The organism is Pediococcus pentosaceus ATCC 25745 (genome assembly GCF_000014505.1).
GTDB lineage: Bacteria > Bacillota > Bacilli > Lactobacillales > Lactobacillaceae > Pediococcus > Pediococcus pentosaceus.
On sequence record NC_008525.1, the window covers coordinates 1,732,037 to 1,751,327 of the forward strand.

Here is a 19,291-nt window from a genome sequence, read left to right on the forward strand (position 1 = left end):
ATTTAGGTTTTGAGTGGCAATTAATGTTAAGCTTTACCGATTATGCCAAGTGCTGATAGCACAACTGCCACGATAATCACGATAAAGATAGCTTTTGTTGAAGTCATTCTCTTTCGACCAAGCATCCAATAGATTGCTCCAACAATTAAAGCAGGGACCAATTTTGGCATGATCATATCAATCTTATCTTGTAAGTTAACGGTCATCTTCCCTAAATGTGCTACGAAAATCACATGAGTATTAACCATAGTAGCTGCTAAAGCACCTACGACATAAACTCCAAGTAACGTTGCTGCATCCGTCAAAGCATTTAGCTGTCCTTGCATTTCATTAACTAAACTTACCCCTTGTTTGTAGGCAAATTTCAGTTGAATCCAGCGGAACCACATAATAACGAAGTTAACTAACATCCATAAAATAGCACCTACAACGTTACCTTGAACCGCCATATTAGCAGCAATTGCTCCCATAATAGCAGGCACCAAAGCGGCAAAAATCGAATCACCAATTGCGGCAAAAGGTCCCATTAAACCTGCCTTAATTCCCGCAACGGTTTCAAGTGAATTAACACCTTCTTTTTCTTCAATCGCCATATCAATTCCTGAAATAATAGTATTAAAGAAGTTACTTGTATTAAAGAATTGATTTTGCATTTTCATCATTTTTTTCAGCTCGGGAGTATGGTCACCATACATTTTACGGAGCTGGGGAAGAATCAAGTAAAGATAACCGGATCCTTGCATACGTTCGTAATTCCATCCAACTTGGTTGAATAAGAGGCTACGGATATTCATTTGCTTAAAGTCTTTATCAGTTAATTTATAATTAGTCTTATTAGAGTTCGTCGCCATGAATCTCACCATCCTGTTCATCTAAATCTGTTGCACCAGCATTTTGTTTAGGTTGTGCAGCTACTAAATTGCTTTCTTTAACGGAACGATTGTACTGCATTGCAGCTAGCGCAAAACCAATCAAAGCAATTCCTAACATTGGAAGGTTTGCGAAAACGGTCGTGAACTTTGCATTCATTCCGGCAATAGTTGTGCCAAGTAGGGTTACATTGCCATAAATTGTTGAAAGCATTGCTGTGATAACAAAACCTAAAATTAAGTATGGCCAATGCTTTTTAACTGGTAGATAACGAAGCAAGATAGCAAAACCAACGGCAGGAAGAAGTGCGCCCGCAGTTGCAAGACCGTTACTCAACCAAGCTAAGTTGGTATTCATATAATCTACGGCTGTACGTACAAATGGACCACCAAACGCAAGTGCTAGAAATACAGGAATACCACGTGATAATGTCCATGGAAGATATCCATAAAGGTAATTTCTTTCAATACCACTGTAATTTTCTTCGTCAATTAATTTATCAATTCTGTGTTGGAAGAAAGTATTAGCGAAACGTGCAACAATATCAGTCTGAATCATCAAACTAGCAACCGGAACCCCTAAAGCTGCAACCGCAACTTCGGGTTTCATACCTGTCCCAATCGCAAAAGCCGTAGCCATAACTGTACCTGAGTTTGCATCAATTTTAGAAGCTCCTCCAAAAGTTCCTACCCCAAGCACGGTTAATTGCAAACTACCACCAATGATCAAACCCGTTTTAAGATCACCCATTACTAAACCGGCAATAATCCCGGCCCAGATTGGTTGACTTAAACTAGTTTGGAGCGTTAACTCATCCATAATCTGGTACATTGAATAAATTGTTAAAATAATTACTTGCCATATTGCAATACCTGAACCCATAAGAACGCCTCCTTCTTATTTTTTAGTATCAAATTTTTTCAAAATTGCCATAAAGTCATTGGCTTGATCACCAGGAACCATTTGCTGAGTGATTTTAATTCCTTTTTCATGTAGTGCCTTAAATGCATCTACATCGTCTTGCACTACATTAATAGAATTAGTGATTTGAGTCGTCTCATCCGTCTGTGACATATTTCCGACATTAATCGTTTCTAACTTCACTCCGTCGTTAACCAAGTCCAATAATACTTGTGGTCGTTTAACCACAATAAATACTTTTTGCGAATCATAGCCGCCACGCTTAATATGATCAGCAGCTACCTTTTCAGAGAGCACACTCAAATCAATACCAGCTGGTCGAGCTAATTTCAAACCCGATTTTTCAATATCGCTTGCAGCCACTTTGTCATCAATCACCATAATTCTTGTTACACCGAGCTTCGTTGTCCACAAATTGGCTACTTGTCCATGGATTAGCCGTCCATCAATTCGTACCGCTGAAATTGTCATACTACTCACTCCTTTGTTTTCTCAAAACTATGCTAATAAAATTACTGTTTCTAAGCCTTTTAGTTGATATGGGATGGTTAATACATCATGCTCAATCCATTCCGGTTTAACCGCTAACTCTTGAAGTTTTGCTCCTTCATGGAAGTAAAGTTTCCAATCTTGTTGTTGCTTAGTTTTAGATAAATGAATTTGAATTTGTTTTTGATCATCAATCGTGAAATTTGAAAGTACAATTTGATTTGAAGACGCCGTAATCTTAGTTCCAGCCATATCAACTACGTAATCTATATCCGTAGTTTTATTTAAAATAAGTTTTAAAAGCTTAGCTTTAATTGAATAATATTGCGATTCCCAACCATATTTAGGGTCGGTATTCATTGGTAAAATTACCGTCCGCCCATTGATAATGGTCATCACTGGTCCTAATTTTTCAGCCTTCGCACTATATGCACTTGATAAAATTTCAACTTTATTTGCATTCTCATAAGCGATTTTGTAATAATCCCCCGTATGTTGAAGCATGGTGACCCGCGGATTCTCAATTTGATCAATGACCATTCCATCAATTTGTTCGTAAGATTGATAATTGGTTCGAGCCCGCTTAATTTCCAATTTTTCTGCGTCAATTAATGTTCTCAACATTGGTCTTTCAAACAGAATTTGAACACTTTCACCATCTAAAAACATGACATTCTTTTTAAGCAATGCTGTGATTTGTTCATCATTTAGATTGTTAAAAAATTGACCACTAACCGCTAACACTTCGTTTTCAAAATTGCTTGTATCCGTCCATTTTTCCGGTTTACATGCCACTCCTAAACTACCCAAAAGTGATAACCAACTGTACTCTTTAGGTAAGAGTTCCTCTGGGTTTTCGCCTCTAGTAGTCTGGAGGTTAAACGAGGCATCCTGAGATACTAAAACTTTTACTCCATCGAGTTGTTCCACATTCAATCGATGTTGAGTTCCCAAATTCATTAAGTCTTTGGATTCTGCCAATAATTCAGCATAGTCATACGTTTCATCGATTCCATTCCCCATCATATCGAATAAATTCAGCAAAATTCCCGTAGCGCCCAGCATTTGTGTACTTTCCAATTGTAATTTAGTAAACATTCTTGATTTAACAAATGGCGAATACATATAACTTTCCAGCTCAGGATATACGTCTGAATTTTTGCCAACTAATTCCGTAGTCACTCTGGAGTAACGTTCAAAATCTCGTGAATACTGTAAAGGAGAAACTTCGTTATATGCTGGTAAATGTGGTCGACTAACTCGTAAATGCGTACCAGATAAACTATCAAATAGACCGTCCCAATCGCGTCCTTCAACTGCATGCCATTCGGGAAAAGAACTCATCAAACCCAACCTTGTGGTGGGAGAAATTCTAGCGACCGTCTTTTGGATTAAACGGGCAACTTTTTTCATTTCTACTCGCGCAACACTGAGATATATTTTGCGTTCAAGCGTGGGTTTCCCTGGTTGTAAGAGCTTTTTGACAAATTCAGTACGGGTTACCTTACGTCCTAATTTTTCCGAATAAATCTTCATATGCCGCTCACAAAAACATGCAAGTTTGATTGGTGTGTGATTGTAATGTCTAAAATCATCTTCCAGCCATAATTCCTTAGGTTGGAGTTTGGCATATTCACCGTAGATATCAGCAATATATTCAACCCACCTAGGATCTGCAGGACAAGCAATGGATTCAGCGTGTTGACCTCGATAATCAACCATCGTTCCAAAACCCAGTTCTGGACTAACTTTTTGTCCACGATCGCTATGCATCAGCGTTGTCCATGGATTTAAACTTGTTGTTATGTCCATCTCTGCTAGCTGTTTAGAAACCTTTGCTACCGTAGGCAACCAATGCGTTCTAACTTGATCGATGGTAAGATGCCCTTGGTTTAACTCTTCTGGGTTAATAAAAAAGACTACATTGTCAATTCGAGCTTCCTGACAAAATTTAATTAACTTCTTCGCTCGTTCTTCATTCCAGTTAAAAGGATCAATTGCGAATCTTAATGAATATTGATAGGTTTCTGCCATATTTTTTACCCGTTTAGTTTTGCATTTACGTCAATAATTCCATTTTGTGCTTCATCAATTACAGATTGTTTACTTACTTCCATTCCCATCATTACTTGATTGGCAAAACCAATCACCATGGGAAGATTCAAACCACTAACTACTTCAAGTTCTGGATGTTCAGCCATCAAACGAACCACAACATTGGAGGGGGTTCCACCTAGTAAATCAACCGCCACCATTGTCTTTTCGTTATTGGGGTTGTCATTGATAAACTGCTCTGCTTCGGCCTGTAAATCTTCTGGACCTTGATTAGGTTGAAGCCCAATAGCCTTCATGTTATCAATATGCCCAAGAATCATTTCCGCACTAGCTAAAGTTTCAACCGCCATATTTCCGTGACTCATTAACAATAATCTCATGTAACATTCCTCCATCCCAGGGTTTGTAATTATGTTGTATACGCTTACAAACACCTGTAAATAAACAGCTGATATTACTACCAGCTCAATTCATATCATAACTGGTTGGTACCAGTTTGTCAACCAAGTTATAGGCGCTAAAAATGCCTTTTTCATGGGATTTTTATACTAAATTTTTCGCGTTTATATTTTGGTATAGATGGTATAAATTTACAATTTTCACCAGTATCATCACTATTTATTAAAAATTCTTCATAGACATTTTCAAATCGGTTTGTTCAATAAATTAGTAATAAAAAAACTTTGATTTTTTACAAACCAAAGTTTCGATTATATTAAATTATCTTCATCTAAATTAATTAAAAAAGGAGCAATCGGATCATTTTGTTCGTTGTATAACGTTAAGATTGGCGCATTACTATATCCATATCGAGCTTGCGTAGTCCCGTTAGGAAACTCAACAACGACTTGATCATCCTTAATCTTTGCTGGAATCGATTGCCAAACACCATTAACTAATCCTTCAATATGGCAATTTTGGGTAGCATGTATGTGTTGGACGCCTTTAAATTTAAGGTGGACTTGATTCTTATCTTTAATAATTCGATTAAAAACCGGCGTACTTGAATACGTTGTCCCTGCCAGAATTTTCCCTAGCCGTGTGCCAGCAATTCTTTTCGTAACCGGATGAGGATTATATAATTCCCCTGTATCCGTTATAGAAACTAGGTGAACTGCCGCTAAAGTTTGACTCACTTTCAGCATTTGTTGCCTAATTTCTGCCCAAGCATTCCGAAGTACGTTAGCATACTTTGGTAACTGAATAATATAGAATGGCAACGAATAGTCTTGGAAAACTCTGCGCCAATCATTGATAATCTCCCTCAATAACACATCATACAAATGACGCGTTTCAATATCTGTCTCACCTTGATACCAAACCACTTGATCGAATGAATAATTTTTAATCTTTAATACCATTGCTTTAAATAAGGTACCTGGTTTTAAATAACTATCTGGCGTTACCGGTGGTGGCCAAGGCGTTTGTCCAACAATATTAAGAGCCATTCCCAATGGGACACTAGGATTATCTTTCATAAATTTATACATTCGTCGATTATGACGCTGAACTTTTTGACGATATAATTTTACCTCTTCTTCAAACTCTCGGTTGGGCTTATTTTGCAGTTGTTTCTCAAATGGACGAACGATTTCATCCATCAACTGTGGTTGGCTAGTAAGCGTCAATTTCGACAACCAAGTTGCAGCTAATGCCCCGTCCCTAGTACAACAAACAACCCCGATCGGTAGCTGAGGATCTTCTTCGGTCATCCGTTTAACTGCGTAAAAAGCCATTGCCGAAATGTGTCCGAGATTAGTAGTCTTTAACTGATGCCAGTGGGTAGTTTTTGATTGATAGACTTCCACTTGTCCATTTTGGAAATAAAATGCAGGCTGCGGAACGTTATAATAGGCGATATTGTTCAATGTGAAATGATTTACCTCAGTCTCAAAATCCTGGTCTTGTACCATCCGAAAGCCTACATTGGATTGTCCAGCCATTAAAATCACTCGACCAAAACGCACCTTTTTTAGTAAGATTTGTTCCCGATCATCTGCAATTTGAACTTCAAATGAACTTCTAGTATCAATCACTGGATCAAAGCGACATGTCCACCGACCATCGCGTTTTACAATTGCACGCTTTATATCTGAAGCAATTTTTACTTTTACGGTTGAACCCGCTCTTCCCGCACCGCTAATCTGAAATGATTTTCCCGCCGGCAAAACCATATTATCCGAAAAAATTTGATCAACATGTAATTCGAAACTTTCCATGCTTAACCTCTCTGAATAAAAAGGCCAGACCCTCCTAACTAACAGATTGGATCTGACATTTTATATTACCTATCTTTTTAGTCTTACTTAAATTCAATCCCGTATTCAAACGTATGACTTTCACCAGCCTCAAGAAGGTTATTGCCTTTCTTATTATTCCAGTCCGTTGGCTGGTCGCTAGCTTGATCTGGAAGCCCTGCAAATGGTTCAATGCAAATGAACGGTTGAGTTTCATGTTCCATCGCCCATAGCGTTAGATATGGGAATTGTTTGATGTTCAATTTAACTTCATGAGCAGTTTGGTTGGAATGAAGGGTCACATTTTCAAGCTTCTTAGCATTCAAAATAATAAGTCCATCATCAAACATTTCGTGATTTAAAGCTAATTCACTAGCTTGGATTGATGGATATGGAGCTTCAGTTCCATCGCGGAAAGGAATGGGGCCCACTCCGAGTCTTTTAATTTGTTTTTGTTTTGGTCCAAATGTTAGGCGATAATCTTCAAAAACACCATCATCATCAATTGGAAGATTAAAAGCTGGGTGAGATCCTAAAGCATATGGCATCATCCGCTGGTCATTATTAATCACCCGGTATCCAATCAAAAGTTGGTTCTGATCTAATTTGTATTCAACTTGAAGGGTAAAATCAAATGGGAACATTTCCTTTGTTTTAGCATTTGACTTTAACTCTAACATCACTCGATTTTCTGCTTGATTAACTTTCTGCCAATCAAAATCTCGTGCAAATCCATGTTGGGGCATTCGATATGTCTTACCATCCACTACATATTCATCGTTATTTGACTTACCAATCGCTGGAAATAGAATGGGTGCATGTTTCTTCCAAGCATCACCATTCCAAATGTAGTCATAACCACTTTCGTTTCCAATAACATGGGTCAATTGGGCTCCCATATTATCAATTTCAACTTCGAGACGATCGTTTTTTAACTTTATCATATGAATTTAGTTCCCCTTCCTTATTTTTGTACAGTCTTAGCATGATTCATTTTCATTAAAATGTAAAGGCTTTCTTTGGCTTTGTTCGACAATTTTAACCTTCATCTGAACTTCAACACCTTTTGCAATTAGTTCGAAACTGTTATGATAGAATTCTGTTAGAAATTTTGTTCCACCTATGACACTTCTCCCATTCTTTGGGTTCCTTTGGTCATAGTAAAATTAGTGACGTTTACGTTATAAAGGAGAATTTAATATGTCTAGTTCTAAAATAAACACCCGTGAGATTGTTTTATCTGCCATGATTGCCGCTCTTTATGTGGCAATTACATTTGTCTTTTCTGCTATTAGCTTTGGACCAATTCAGTTTCGCTTAGCTGAAATGTTAAACTGTTTAGTGATTTATGACAAACGCTATATCTGGGGCATTTCGTTGGGAGTCTTAATTTCCAATATGCAATCATCTTTAGGAATTATCGATATTACATGGGGGACCCTCACAACTATCGTTACGCTTTCAATTGTTTACTTAGTCATTCGTAAATTTAGCGATACGAAGGTAAAGATGGGCCTCTGTGTTGCCATCACTACTGTTCTAATGGGCTTTTTAGTTGCTATTGAGCTCGCCTATGTTTTGAAAGTTCCATTTTTCTATACTTGGGGAACGGTTAGTCTTGGAGAACTAGGCGTGATGCTAATCGGCGCCGTCGTAATTTATCTACTTGGAGAAAATGTTAATCTATCCCTATCTGCTCGCAGATAGTAAAATCTACTACCAAACCAAATAACTACAAGCCTTTAAAATAGGTTCAAATTAAATACTTTAGTATAATTTATGTATAAAGTAAGCCTTTTAGTCGAAACGGAGGGACTCAGCATGCATCAATTATCTAAAGTATTTTTGATTACCTTAGCATCTTTTTCACTGGTTGGATTAGCTGGTTGTGCAGACAAAAAATCAGCCACAGCACCAGCTACTGAAAAAGCTTCTTCACCTGCCCGCGTCCATGAAGTTCAACGTACAAACGCCACTACTATCGCTCTGGCTACTTATCATTTGATGAAATCCAATGGCCAACTTGAAAAGCTTAACGATGACATCGAACCCAGCGCAAGAAATGTTGTAGAAGATACTGATAATAAAAAAATTGCTTTCGATGCGGGAACTGAGCAAAATGATTATTTTGAACAAAAAGCCCATATTACTATCGATAACAACAAGGTGCTTTATACAACCAAACAAGATAATACCAGTGTCGATAACCTCTATAAAAAGTATTCCAAAACAGTTAGTTTCCAGCGTTTTTTAGATGAATTTGAAATTCAAGACCATGACGAAGATTTTGACGACTAAAAAAGCTGAATCAAGAAAAGTTCTTGATTCAGCTTTTTATAGTACCTGATTTATTCAAACAAATTTTTAGAGTTAATCTTCTAAATTCTCAACTACCACTTTACCCATCATATGGTTTCCCTCAACCAGCTTATGCGCCTGTTTTAGGTTCTCCACGTTAATTGGGGATAATTGCTTAGTCAGGGTTGAAATCAGTTCTCCAGCGTCTAATAAACGAGCAATTTCGTCCAAATATACATGCTGAGTCTCCATGTCTGGTGTTTCATAGTAGGACTTCGTGTACATCCATTCCCAAGCAAAAGTAACCCGTTTATGTTTTAGTGCTTTCAAATCTACCGGTTCATGGTTTTGAGTGATTGAAGTCATCCTGCCATTCGGTTTAATCAGCTCGACCATTTCATCCCAATGAGCATCAATATTGTTTAACTCTAAAATATAATCTACGTATTGATGACCTAAGTTACGAACTTCATCAATCAAGTTATTACGATGATTAACGGTTTCGTCGGCGCCATGTTTTAGACACCATTCAATAGTTTCTGGACGAGAAGCCGAGGCGATCACATGTAAACCGGCTTTTTGGGCTAATTGGGTTGCAATGGAACCTACGCCACCAGCCCCATTAATAATTAGAATCGACTTATCGGCGTTTCCTTGCACATCCTCTCGATCAATTTCTAATTGTTCAAATAATGCTTCCCACGCCGTTAATGAAGTCAATGGCATCGCAGCTGCTTCAGCATTGCTAAGCTTTTCGGGGGCATGTCCCACCACCCGTTCATCTACTAGCTGATATTCACTATCGCTTCCGGCCCGTTTGAATGAACCAGCATAAAACACACGGTCACCAATTTCAAAATATCCAGCTGATGCGCCTTTAGCTATCACAGTTCCAACTGCATCCCAACCAATCACTTTAGGTTCGTCTAAAGTTTCAGTCCCATTTTTACGCACCGCCACATCGATTGGATTTACTGATACTGCATCGACTTTAACCAGTAGATCACGTCCTTCAGGCTGAGGAACCGCCGTTTCAAAACGAAACAAACTTGCTTCTTCATTGATGGGTAAATGTTTTTGAAATCCAATTGACCACATTGTTTTATTCATTTTGGTACCATTCCCTTCTTTAAAATAACGCTATTTCTTCTATAATTGTACCTCGAAAATTGTTAAAACTTATTACTAAGTAATTGAAAATAGCCATGTTAACTAAATTTTGGTGCCTAATCTTGTTGTTGTCGTTGCAAAATACCTTCAGTAATATCAGCAATCGTTATTTCATCCATTTTTTGAAAGGCACTTTGCTGTATTTCAGCGTATGCATCATCTAACACGTCTTGAATACTGCCACCGACAACACACTGTGGATTTGTCTTAGGGTCGATATGCAAGAGGTTATGATCCATATTCACCGCCTTATAAACATCTAAAATACTAATCTCACTCGGACGAGCATTTAACGCTGGGCTAGCACTCCCTACTTTTGTCGTAATTAGTCCCGCACTTCGTAAATCCGACATCAAATTTCTTACAGTACTAGCATTGGATTCAATACTATCTGCAATGGTCTTACTTGATAAGTCGCCGTCCTTATAAATAATTAAGTACGTCAAAATATGGATTGCATCGCTTAACTTATAGGAATACTTCATCGTTACCACCTAATTTAAAATTTCGTTAATAGCCTCTGGTAAACTAGTTAATTCCCGACCCAAAACTTTTGCTAAACTATCTGATTGATGACTGAGAGAGCCATCTTCAATTGGTGCCTGAAAAGAAGTAAATAGTGCCGCAGTATCTGCATCTAGGCCTCCCGTTTGAAGTTGAGCTTGATAGGCATCCCTCGAAACCTGCTTAAGTTCAAAATTATTTCCAGTTGCTGTTTGAAGGGCTGCGCCCAAATCAGCATACGAACGAATTTTACCAGCAAATTCATAGATAGCATCTGGATTTTCTAACGTAATTACCTTTGCAGCAGCCTCAGCATACTCACGTTCTAAAGCCCATCCAGCTTGTTGATCTGTCCAGTAGGTTGCTGTTTGATTATTAGCACCACTTTGTAAAAAGCCCATTTCATTTTGAAGGTACCAGTTGTTACGTAGAAATGAGTGTTTGATTCCTTGTTCTTCAATTAGTTTCTCAGTTAATCGATGGTCGTTTGCTAAAGCACTGGTTGATGCTTGAGCATTTGGAAAACTAGTATAAGCTACAAAATCAACACCCGCATTTTTAATTGCTGTTACAACATTTTGGTGCTGAGTTCCTCGAGCTACTTTACCACCTGGTTGCGAAGAAATAAAGAGCACTCGATCAATCCCTTTCAGAGCTTTTTCCATTGTAGTTATATCATCGTAATCACCTTGACGAATTTCTACACCTTTAGGAAGTAGCTTTTGACCCTTTTCTAGATTTCTAACAATGGCGATTACGTTGTCGGTTCCTACTAAATCAATTAATTTTTTTATCGCGATTTGTCCAAAGTTTCCTGTTGCAGCAGTAATTGCATATTTCATATTCATAATTCTCCTTGAGCTGTTTTTTTATTATTAACAGCTTAATCATACCACCTGTTATTTTAAAGTCAACAGGTTTGAACAAAAAAACTCAATTATCTTGAAGTTAATATTCAAAATAAGTGAGTTAATTTTTATTACAAATCATTTTTTTCTTAGTGAAAACCACCAAATCAAATGGATAATCAAAATGATGATAAATATAAAAGCCCAAATTCCGATGGAAACTAATTGATTAAGTAAACTATTCTGAACACCTGCCCCATCCGTCTTTCTGAACCATAAAAATACTGTACCAATCACAAAAATCAAGAAACAGCCCCAACTACTTACTCGCCAACTTTTCAAAAGTAACACTCCCTTTAGCATTATGCAGAATCAACGCACTAATTATACACCTTTAAGATAACAGAAAGACCGATTCCTTAGCTGGCATATCGGGAATCGGTCCGTTTATTTATCTTATGACTGTAATATATTTCAAATTCTTTTTAAACGTGAATTGGTAGTCCTGCAGCTAATTCCGCTGCATCCATAATTTCTTCACCCAACGTTGGATGTGGATGAATGGTTAATTCAATATCTTTAATTGTTAATCCATTTTCAATCGCTAAAGTTAGCTCAGAAATCAAATTAGAAGCTTCCGGACCCACAATTTGCGCTCCAATAATACCGCCAGTAGGATTATCCGTAATTAGACGGATAAAGCCTTCTGTTTGATCCATAGTCATGGCACGTCCACTAGCAGCAAATGGGAACTTGCTTGATTTAGCATCCAACTTCTTTTCAGCAATAGATTGCGGAGTTTCACCTACAGTTGCTAATTCAATGTTTGTGTAAGCAACGGCTGGCAAAACATAATGTGTATCATGAGCATCTTCGCCACCCATAGCAGCTGCTGCCACCTTAGCCTCAAAACTAGCCTTATGCGCTAAAGCTGGTCCAGCGACCACATCACCGATAGCATAAATATGTTTAACTGATGTTTGCATGGAATCATTAACTTCAATTAAACCACGCTTACTTAACTTGATATTGGTATTATTCAAACCAAGCTGATCTGTGTTAGGACGGCGGCCTACTGAAACTAAACAGTAGTCTCCGTTAACCGTCTTGGTTGTTCCATCAGCTTCATAGGTTACTGTAACATCTTTGTCAGTTTGGTTTGCCTCAACCGCTGTAGCTTCAGTAACAATTTCGACTCCATTTTTCTTAAAGTTATTCAAAACTGGCTGAATCAATTCACCATCAAATCCATTTAAAATGTGATCCAAACCTTCAATGATGGTAATCTTTGAACCAAGGTTCATGTAAGCTCCAGCAAGTTCCGCTCCAATCACCCCACCACCAATAATGATGAGATGTTCTGGAACATCTTTTAAGTTCAAGGCTCCAGTGGAATCAATTACTCGACCACTAAATTTAAAGTGTGGGATTTCAACTGGACGAGAACCAGTGGCAATCAAAGCTCTCTTAAAGCGATATACATGGGAATCATCTCCGTTGATTACGTTAACCGTTTCGTTATCATTGAAGTAAGCTTCTCCTCGCACAATTGCAACTTTGTGTTTCTTAAGTAAGAGTTCCACTCCACCAGTTAGTTTGTTAACAACCTGATTTTGTTTCCATTCTTGAGTTTTAGTGAAATCAATTTTAGATTCTGATACCGAAACTCCAAATGGATTACCATGTTGTAAAGTTGAGTAGAGGTGTCCAGCTTGAATCAAAGCTTTAGATGGAATACATCCAACATTCAAACAAACTCCTCCGATATAATCACGTTCAACAATCACAACTTTTTGTCCTAATTCAGCTGCTCGAATAGCAGCAACGTATCCACCAGGACCAGATCCAATAATTAAAGTGTCAACGTTAATTGCTTGTGTACCAACTACCATGACTACACCTCCATTAGCATGTAGGCAGGGTTACTCAAAAGTGCCTTCAGCTCATTCATAATTTTTTGTGCTAGAGCACCGTCAATTAAACGATGATCAAAGCTAAGTGATAGTTTTAATGTATTTCCAACTGCTAACTCACCATCTTCGTTAACCACTGGAGTCTTACGAATTCGTCCAATTCCAAGAATTGCACTTTCACCTGGATTAATAATTGGTGTAAAGAATCCACTTCCACTTTCTGAACCAATATTGGTGATAGTAACTGTGCCACCCTTAAGTTCATTAGGCTTCAAATCACCGGCACGACCACGGATGGCCATGTCATCAATTTCTTGCGCAACTTCCATAATTGATTTTGATTTAACATTCTTAACGTTTGGTACGAAAAGTCCATTATCAGTATCAACTGCGAAACTGACATTTGTATCTTCGTAATAAACGATTTCTTGTTTTTCAATATCAACCATTGCACTAAGTTCAGGGTACTTATGGGCTGCCCCAGCAAGGGCTTTCGCAATAAATGGCATATATGTTAGTTTGTAGCCTTTTTGTTTAGCTTGTTCCTTAAATTGGTTACGAAGATCCATTAACTTAGAAACTTCTACTTCATCCATGATTGTTACATGTGGAATCGTTTGAACTTGGTTAGTTAAAGTCTTAGCAATTACTTTACGAACTGGTGACAATGGTACCCGTCCAGCTTTAACTTCAGCTGGCGCAGCCGGAGTAACTGGGGCGCTTGGCGCCTTTTCTGATTCTGTTTCTGGAACTGAAGCAGCTGGGGCAGGACTTGCTTTAAAGTTCTCCACATCAGCCATGGTGATATGTCCATGCCGTCCAGTTGCTGGCACCTGAGTTAAATCAATATCATTTTTTCTAGCATATTCTCGTACAGATGGCATTGCTAACAATTGTCCATTTGAAGTATATTCTGCACCTACCTTGGTTACTTCAGGTGCAGTTTGGTCAACTGGTGCGCTTGATTCTGGTTCCGGTTCTGTAGATGCTGGTGTTTCTTTAGGTACTTCACTTTCAGCACCAGCGCCACTTCCGTCACCGTCGAATTCAATCAATGGTTCGCCAACCTTAACTACCGTTCCCGCTTCTACGAAAAGTTTTGTAATCTTTCCACCATAAGGAGAAAGGATTTCTTGTAATAGCTTATCATTTTGAACTTCAGCTACTGCATCTTCTTCTTTAATCGTATCGCCGACTTTTACTAACCAGTTTGCAATTTCGCCTTCAGCCATTCCTTCGCCAATATCTGGCATCTTAAAAATTTCAGTCAAAGTTCACGACCTCCTTAACTTTTTCGATGATATCGTCTGCTTTTGGTAACCATTCATTTTCAGCAAGGGCAAATGGATATACTGAATCTGGAGCAGCTACCCGTCCGATTGGTGCTTTCAAACTCATAATGAAGCGTTCACTAATTTCACTCATTACCATTGCACCAATACCAGCTTGCCGTTGTGCTTCTTGAGCTACAACAACTCGACCAGTCTTTTCAACGCTTTCTCCAATTGTGTCGAGATCAAGTGGACTAACCGTTCTCAAATCTACAACTTCAGCGTCAATGCCGTCTTTAGCAAGTTCTTCTGCGGCCGCTAAGCTTGTATGTACCATTCCACCATAGGTGATAATTGATACGTCCTTACCTTCACGAATCACATTGGCCTTATCCAATGGTGTGGTGTAGTAACCTTCTGGAACATCGCCACGAATTGAACGATATAAACGAAGATTTTCAAGGAAGATTACCGGATCATTACTTTCAACAGCTGATAGTAACAATCCTTTAGCATCTGCTGGAGTAGCTGGCATAACTACTCGTAGACCAGGTGTTTGAGCTACTAAACCTTCCAAGGAGTCCGCATGCATTTCAGGGGTCTTAGTTCCACCGCCATAAGGAGAGCGAACCACAATTGGAAATGTACGTGTTCCATGGAAACGGAAACGTCCACGTGCCATCTGTCCTGCAAGTGAATCCATAACTTCATATACAAAGCCGAAGAATTGGATTTCCATAATTGGACGGTAGTTTTGGGTTGTCATCCCAATTGCCATTCCACCAATTCCACTTTCAGCTAGTGGAGTGTTGAAAACCCGATCTTCACCATATTTCGCCTGAAGACCATCCGTAGCTCTAAATACACCACCATTTTTACCAACGTCTTCACCAAAGATAACTACATTTTCATCGTTAGCAAGAGCTAAATCTTGAGCTTCAGTAATCGCTTGGATATATGTTTTTTGTGCCATGATTACTTGCCCTCCCCTCTAAATTTGTTAATTTGTTCTTGTGCAGCTTGTCCTGGAACTTCTAGAGTTTGTTCAATAAAGTCTGAAATCTTTTGTTTATCGATTCCATCTGCTTGTTTTACGCCGTCATCAATTTGTTCATTAACCACTTCGGTCCAGTCATTTTCAATTTCTTCAGACCAGAAACCCAATCCTTCAAGATATTTTCTGAAACGGATAAGTGGTTCTTTCTTAGTCCATTCATCAATTTCTTCTTGAGTACGGTAACGAAGTGGATCATCACCAGACATCGAGTGTGCACCCAAACGATTAGTAATTGTTTCAATAAATACAGGTCCATTACCATCAACTGCCCATTGACGTGCCTTCTTAGATGCTAGGTACATTGCAATTGGATCCATTCCATCCACAACCAAACTTGGAAGACCAGCTGCCCAACCTTTAGCTGCTAGATGAGGAGCCTTAGTTTGTAATTTACGTGGTGTTGAGATAGCGTATTCATTATTTTGTGAGAAGAATACGGCGGGTGCGTTATATGCGCCAGCAAAGTTCATTCCTTCGTAAAAATCACCTTGCGAAGTACCACCATCACCAGTGTAGGCATAAGCCACATTAGGTTGTTTACGCATCTTCAAACCTAGGGCTGCACCAGCAGCTTCAACATATTGAGCACCGATAATAATTTGTGGCATCCAGCCATTAACATCGTCAAATTCATTTCCTTCATAATGGCCACGTGACCACAAGAAAGCCTTATAAATCGGCCAACCTTTCATTACTAATTGCGGAATATCACGATAACCTGGGAAAAGCCAATCTCCTTTTTCAAACGCATAATTCGAAGCAATTTGAGAGGCTTCTTCCCCAATGGTTGGAGCATAGAAACCTAGGCGTCCTTGTTTTGCTAGTTTAGTGGAACGTTCATGTAGCACACGACTAAATACCATCTGTTTCATAAGTTCAACGAGCTGATCGTCACTCAAACCAGCCTCTTTAAGAGCATCCTCGTCTACAATCTCACCATCATTATTTAGAACTTGTAGCATTGGAAAACTGTCTGTTTGTTTTTCCATTTGAAGATTGAAATCTAACACTTGTTTATTGTCATCTTTTACAGCCATAACTAAACCTCCTAAGCTTCAAATAATTTAATTAATTCATCATCCGTAATGTTTCCGAAGTACCGGCCTTCATGGTTACGTTCAAAGACGGGCTTAATCTCTACAGTTTCAAATGGTAACCCAATAAATTGGTCTTTGATTTCGCGCCAATCGCGTAAACCAAGGAAATCGCCTGTGAAATTGATATCACGTATGGTTCCACCCTCAGCTTGGACTTGAACATCGATAATTCCACCGTCATATTTAGCATGGTTCTTAAAGTTAAATTCTGGTGAACGACCATAATTCCAGTCCCAAGTTGAAAACTTATCAGCCGTTAGTTGGATAATCTCCTGTTTTTGTTGCGGAGTTAACACAATCTCTTGGTCTTTCCCGTGATCGGTTAATTCGTACTGAACCGCATCCCAGAAATCTTGAAGGGTTAACCCTTTTGGAGCTGCATCTTTGATCATTCCCACTCGACTTCGGACCGATTTAGCAGCTTTTGAAATGAATTTTTCATCCGCTACATTTAAGGAACGAACCATGGTATCTACATTACTATCAAATAGCAATGTTCCATGATGCATTAAGTATCCTTTGGCATAGCGCTGGGCTACACCAGAGATTTTTTTACCATTTACTAACAGATCATTTCGACCGGAAGCCTCGGCATCAATCCCTAAAGTATGTAAAGCTCTTAATACGGGCTCAGAAAACTTTTTAAAATCAACATTTGCTGCTGATTCAATTGGTACAAATAAGGTGAAGTTCAGATTACCTAAGTCATGGTAAACTGCGCCACCGCCCGTCACTCGCCGGACAACCTCAATTTGGTGTTCATCAACAAAATCTTGGTTAACTTCCCCAAAAGTATTCTGATTCTGACCAACAATAATAGCATTATTATTCTGCCAAAGTGCAAAAACTGGTTCCTTGGCATTTAAATTATTTAGTAGCCATGTGTCCGTTGCAATATTAGTGTACGCATCTGTTCCCATGTATGTGACGTATCGCACAATCTAAACCCCCTTATCACGCTAATGGAAGCGCTTTCTAAGTACATCTTTATGATAGCACATTTGAACCGTTTTAGGGCTATTTTTTGGGTTTAAAATGTTTTAAATTGAATTTTGGTTTTGTGCAATTTTGTTCAAACCTCAACATTAAATTTACATATTTGAGCAAAGTTGTTAATTTTTATAAGATAAAAAGACTAGCTTCGAAAGACTAAAAAACCTCAAACTAATTCTGATAATTAGTTTGAGGTTTTGATTTTTTGACCAATTATAGATTTTCTTCAGCTTGAATTTCAGAAACACGTTCACTAATCTTCAAGAATGGTAAGTATAAGAATACTCCGACCACAATAATTAAGATTTGTAAAATAACTGCGCGCCAGTCTCCGGCTGTTGAAAGATATGGTCCGATCAAAGGAGGAGTTGTCCATGGTACTAATACTACTGTTCGACTGACCCAGCCCCAAAGTGTAGCAAAGTAACCCATCAAACTCCCAACAACTGGGAATAAAACAAATGGAATAATCAAAGGTAAATTAAAGACAATTGGAAAACCAAAAATCATCGGTTCATTAATATTAAAGATTCCTGGTGCCAACGATAATCCAGCAATTTGACGAGAAGATTTAGCTTTACTAAAAATTAAAATAGCAATAATCAACGCAATCGTACTACCTGAACCACCGATTAAGGTGTAATTACTTACAAATGAAGTTGTAATAATATTTGGAATGGCTTGGTGATGTGCATAAGCAGTCATGTTTTCGTTCATATTAACTAATACAAGGGGATCAAGCAATGCACCTGATAATACGGTTTGATGAATACCTAAACCAAAAAGGAAATTAGCTAAAGTATAAATTACACAGTAACCCACAATACTTGTATTAAAGCCTCGTAAAGGTTCTTGGATCCAAGTTTTAATTAAGTTGATTAAATCGGTGTTGAAAAATCCTGCCAGCAACGCTGCAATAATAGCAAAAAACGACATTAATAAAATGGCTGGAATTAAAACACTAAATGAAGCAGAAACTGCTGGTGGTACATTTTCCCCTAAGTGAATTTGTAATTTTTTAATCGAGGCAAGTTTGATAAAGAGGCCGGTTGCAATCAGCCCAACAAAAATCCCACCAAACATTCCTTGCGTTCCCGTATTCAAATAACTAAGTCCACCTGTGACCGTCGCCATTTTTGCCCCTGCTGAAGCAACCGTTCCTAACTGAATGCTTCCTGGCATTAGGATGAAAATACTTGCTAAAGACATCGCAGCAGCCGCAATTGGATTATTAAAGCCTTTATTACGAGCAAGACTATAACCGATCATTGGCGCAACTAAAATTCCGGCTACATTTAACGTCCCATTAACAATGGCGTTTCCAATCACTTGGAATTTTGTCAGCATATCCCCACTCAAAAACCAGGTAAAGACAACGTTATTTAACAATACCCCAATTCCGGCTACAATAAACATTGGTAAAATGACGGCAAAAGCATCACGGAGTGAACGGAGATATACCCAGTTTCCGACTTTAACTGAGATTTCAGTGAACTTAGCAATGAATTTAGAATTTTGCATCTTATCATTGACTGATTCTTTGTTCGAACTACCCATTTTAAATCCTC

At 38.4% G+C, this 19,291-nt stretch carries 19 protein-coding genes; 2 read left to right on the top strand and 17 right to left on the bottom strand.

All coding sequences use genetic code 11. The annotated features are described in order from the left end of the window. Window positions 1-26: 26 nt before the first annotated feature. The 7 genes from PEPE_RS08540 to PEPE_RS08570 all read right to left on the bottom strand — a co-directional run bounded on the left by PEPE_RS08540 (window position 27) and on the right by PEPE_RS08570 (window position 7,516). Complete coding sequence (locus tag PEPE_RS08540; RefSeq protein ID WP_011673857.1) at window positions 27-851, bottom strand: PTS system mannose/fructose/sorbose family transporter subunit IID; 825 nt, start codon at window positions 849-851, stop codon at window positions 27-29. After that, complete coding sequence (locus PEPE_RS08545) at window positions 835-1,752, bottom strand: PTS mannose/fructose/sorbose/N-acetylgalactosamine transporter subunit IIC (protein ID WP_002834169.1); 918 nt, start codon at window positions 1,750-1,752, stop codon at window positions 835-837. Before PEPE_RS08545 ends, PEPE_RS08540 begins: the two co-directional genes overlap by 17 nt. A gap of 15 nt (window positions 1,753-1,767) precedes the next feature. Then, window positions 1,768-2,262, bottom strand: a complete 495-nt coding sequence (locus PEPE_RS08550) for a PTS system mannose/fructose/N-acetylgalactosamine-transporter subunit IIB (RefSeq protein ID WP_002834170.1) — start codon at window positions 2,260-2,262, stop codon at window positions 1,768-1,770. Between the two features lie 27 nt (window positions 2,263-2,289). Next, window positions 2,290-4,314, bottom strand: a complete 2,025-nt coding sequence (locus PEPE_RS08555) for a hypothetical protein (RefSeq protein WP_011673858.1) — start codon at window positions 4,312-4,314, stop codon at window positions 2,290-2,292. Window positions 4,315-4,319: 5 nt separating this feature from the next. Continuing rightward, window positions 4,320-4,715, bottom strand: coding sequence for a PTS sugar transporter subunit IIA (locus PEPE_RS08560; protein WP_011673859.1), 396 nt, complete (start codon window positions 4,713-4,715; stop codon window positions 4,320-4,322). A gap of 330 nt (window positions 4,716-5,045) precedes the next feature. Beyond that, the gene (locus PEPE_RS08565; RefSeq protein ID WP_011673860.1) at window positions 5,046-6,554 is read right to left on the bottom strand and encodes a sialate O-acetylesterase; all 1,509 of its coding nucleotides are present in this window, start codon (window positions 6,552-6,554) and stop codon (window positions 5,046-5,048) included. Window positions 6,555-6,637: 83 nt separating this feature from the next. Beyond that, window positions 6,638-7,516 carry an aldose 1-epimerase family protein gene (locus tag PEPE_RS08570; protein ID WP_011673861.1) on the bottom strand — a complete coding sequence of 293 codons (879 nt, stop codon included), beginning with the start codon at window positions 7,514-7,516 and terminating at the stop codon, window positions 6,638-6,640. A 256-nt stretch (window positions 7,517-7,772) separates the two neighbouring features. Between PEPE_RS08570 and PEPE_RS08575 the strand changes: the two genes are divergently transcribed. Continuing rightward, window positions 7,773-8,279 carry a QueT transporter family protein gene (locus PEPE_RS08575; RefSeq protein ID WP_011673862.1) on the top strand — a complete coding sequence of 169 codons (507 nt, stop codon included), beginning with the start codon at window positions 7,773-7,775 and terminating at the stop codon, window positions 8,277-8,279. Window positions 8,280-8,393: 114 nt separating this feature from the next. After that, window positions 8,394-8,870 carry a hypothetical protein gene (locus PEPE_RS08580; RefSeq protein WP_011673863.1) on the top strand — a complete coding sequence of 159 codons (477 nt, stop codon included), beginning with the start codon at window positions 8,394-8,396 and terminating at the stop codon, window positions 8,868-8,870. A gap of 72 nt (window positions 8,871-8,942) precedes the next feature. Here the strand turns inward: PEPE_RS08580 and PEPE_RS08585 are convergent, their stop codons facing one another. The 10 genes from PEPE_RS08585 to PEPE_RS08630 all read right to left on the bottom strand — a co-directional run bounded on the left by PEPE_RS08585 (window position 8,943) and on the right by PEPE_RS08630 (window position 19,280). Then, window positions 8,943-9,980, bottom strand: a complete 1,038-nt coding sequence (locus PEPE_RS08585) for a zinc-binding alcohol dehydrogenase family protein (protein ID WP_011673864.1) — start codon at window positions 9,978-9,980, stop codon at window positions 8,943-8,945. Window positions 9,981-10,096: 116 nt separating this feature from the next. Further along, window positions 10,097-10,525 (bottom strand): Rrf2 family transcriptional regulator, encoded by a 429-nt coding sequence (locus PEPE_RS08590; RefSeq protein WP_002834180.1) that lies wholly within the window; start codon window positions 10,523-10,525, stop codon window positions 10,097-10,099. A 9-nt stretch (window positions 10,526-10,534) separates the two neighbouring features. Continuing rightward, the gene (locus tag PEPE_RS08595) at window positions 10,535-11,386 is read right to left on the bottom strand and encodes an SDR family oxidoreductase (RefSeq protein ID WP_011673865.1); all 852 of its coding nucleotides are present in this window, start codon (window positions 11,384-11,386) and stop codon (window positions 10,535-10,537) included. A 144-nt stretch (window positions 11,387-11,530) separates the two neighbouring features. Then, the gene (locus tag PEPE_RS08600) at window positions 11,531-11,734 is read right to left on the bottom strand and encodes a DUF3923 family protein (protein ID WP_011673866.1); all 204 of its coding nucleotides are present in this window, start codon (window positions 11,732-11,734) and stop codon (window positions 11,531-11,533) included. Between the two features lie 143 nt (window positions 11,735-11,877). Continuing rightward, complete coding sequence (gene lpdA, locus PEPE_RS08605) at window positions 11,878-13,284, bottom strand: dihydrolipoyl dehydrogenase (protein ID WP_011673867.1); 1,407 nt, start codon at window positions 13,282-13,284, stop codon at window positions 11,878-11,880. A gap of 2 nt (window positions 13,285-13,286) precedes the next feature. Further along, window positions 13,287-14,576, bottom strand: a complete 1,290-nt coding sequence (locus PEPE_RS08610) for a dihydrolipoamide acetyltransferase family protein (protein WP_011673868.1) — start codon at window positions 14,574-14,576, stop codon at window positions 13,287-13,289. Then, window positions 14,569-15,549: an alpha-ketoacid dehydrogenase subunit beta gene (locus tag PEPE_RS08615; protein WP_002834184.1), complete on the bottom strand. Its 981-nt coding sequence runs from the start codon at window positions 15,547-15,549 to the stop codon at window positions 14,569-14,571. Before PEPE_RS08615 ends, PEPE_RS08610 begins: the two co-directional genes overlap by 8 nt. 2 nt (window positions 15,550-15,551) lie before the next feature. Continuing rightward, window positions 15,552-16,670: a thiamine pyrophosphate-dependent dehydrogenase E1 component subunit alpha gene (locus PEPE_RS08620; protein WP_011673869.1), complete on the bottom strand. Its 1,119-nt coding sequence runs from the start codon at window positions 16,668-16,670 to the stop codon at window positions 15,552-15,554. A gap of 11 nt (window positions 16,671-16,681) precedes the next feature. Then, window positions 16,682-17,668, bottom strand: a complete 987-nt coding sequence (locus tag PEPE_RS08625; RefSeq protein ID WP_011673870.1) for a lipoate--protein ligase — start codon at window positions 17,666-17,668, stop codon at window positions 16,682-16,684. Between the two features lie 268 nt (window positions 17,669-17,936). Next, window positions 17,937-19,280 (bottom strand): PTS sugar transporter subunit IIC, encoded by a 1,344-nt coding sequence (locus PEPE_RS08630; protein ID WP_011673871.1) that lies wholly within the window; start codon window positions 19,278-19,280, stop codon window positions 17,937-17,939. Between the last annotated feature and the right edge of the window lie 11 nt (window positions 19,281-19,291).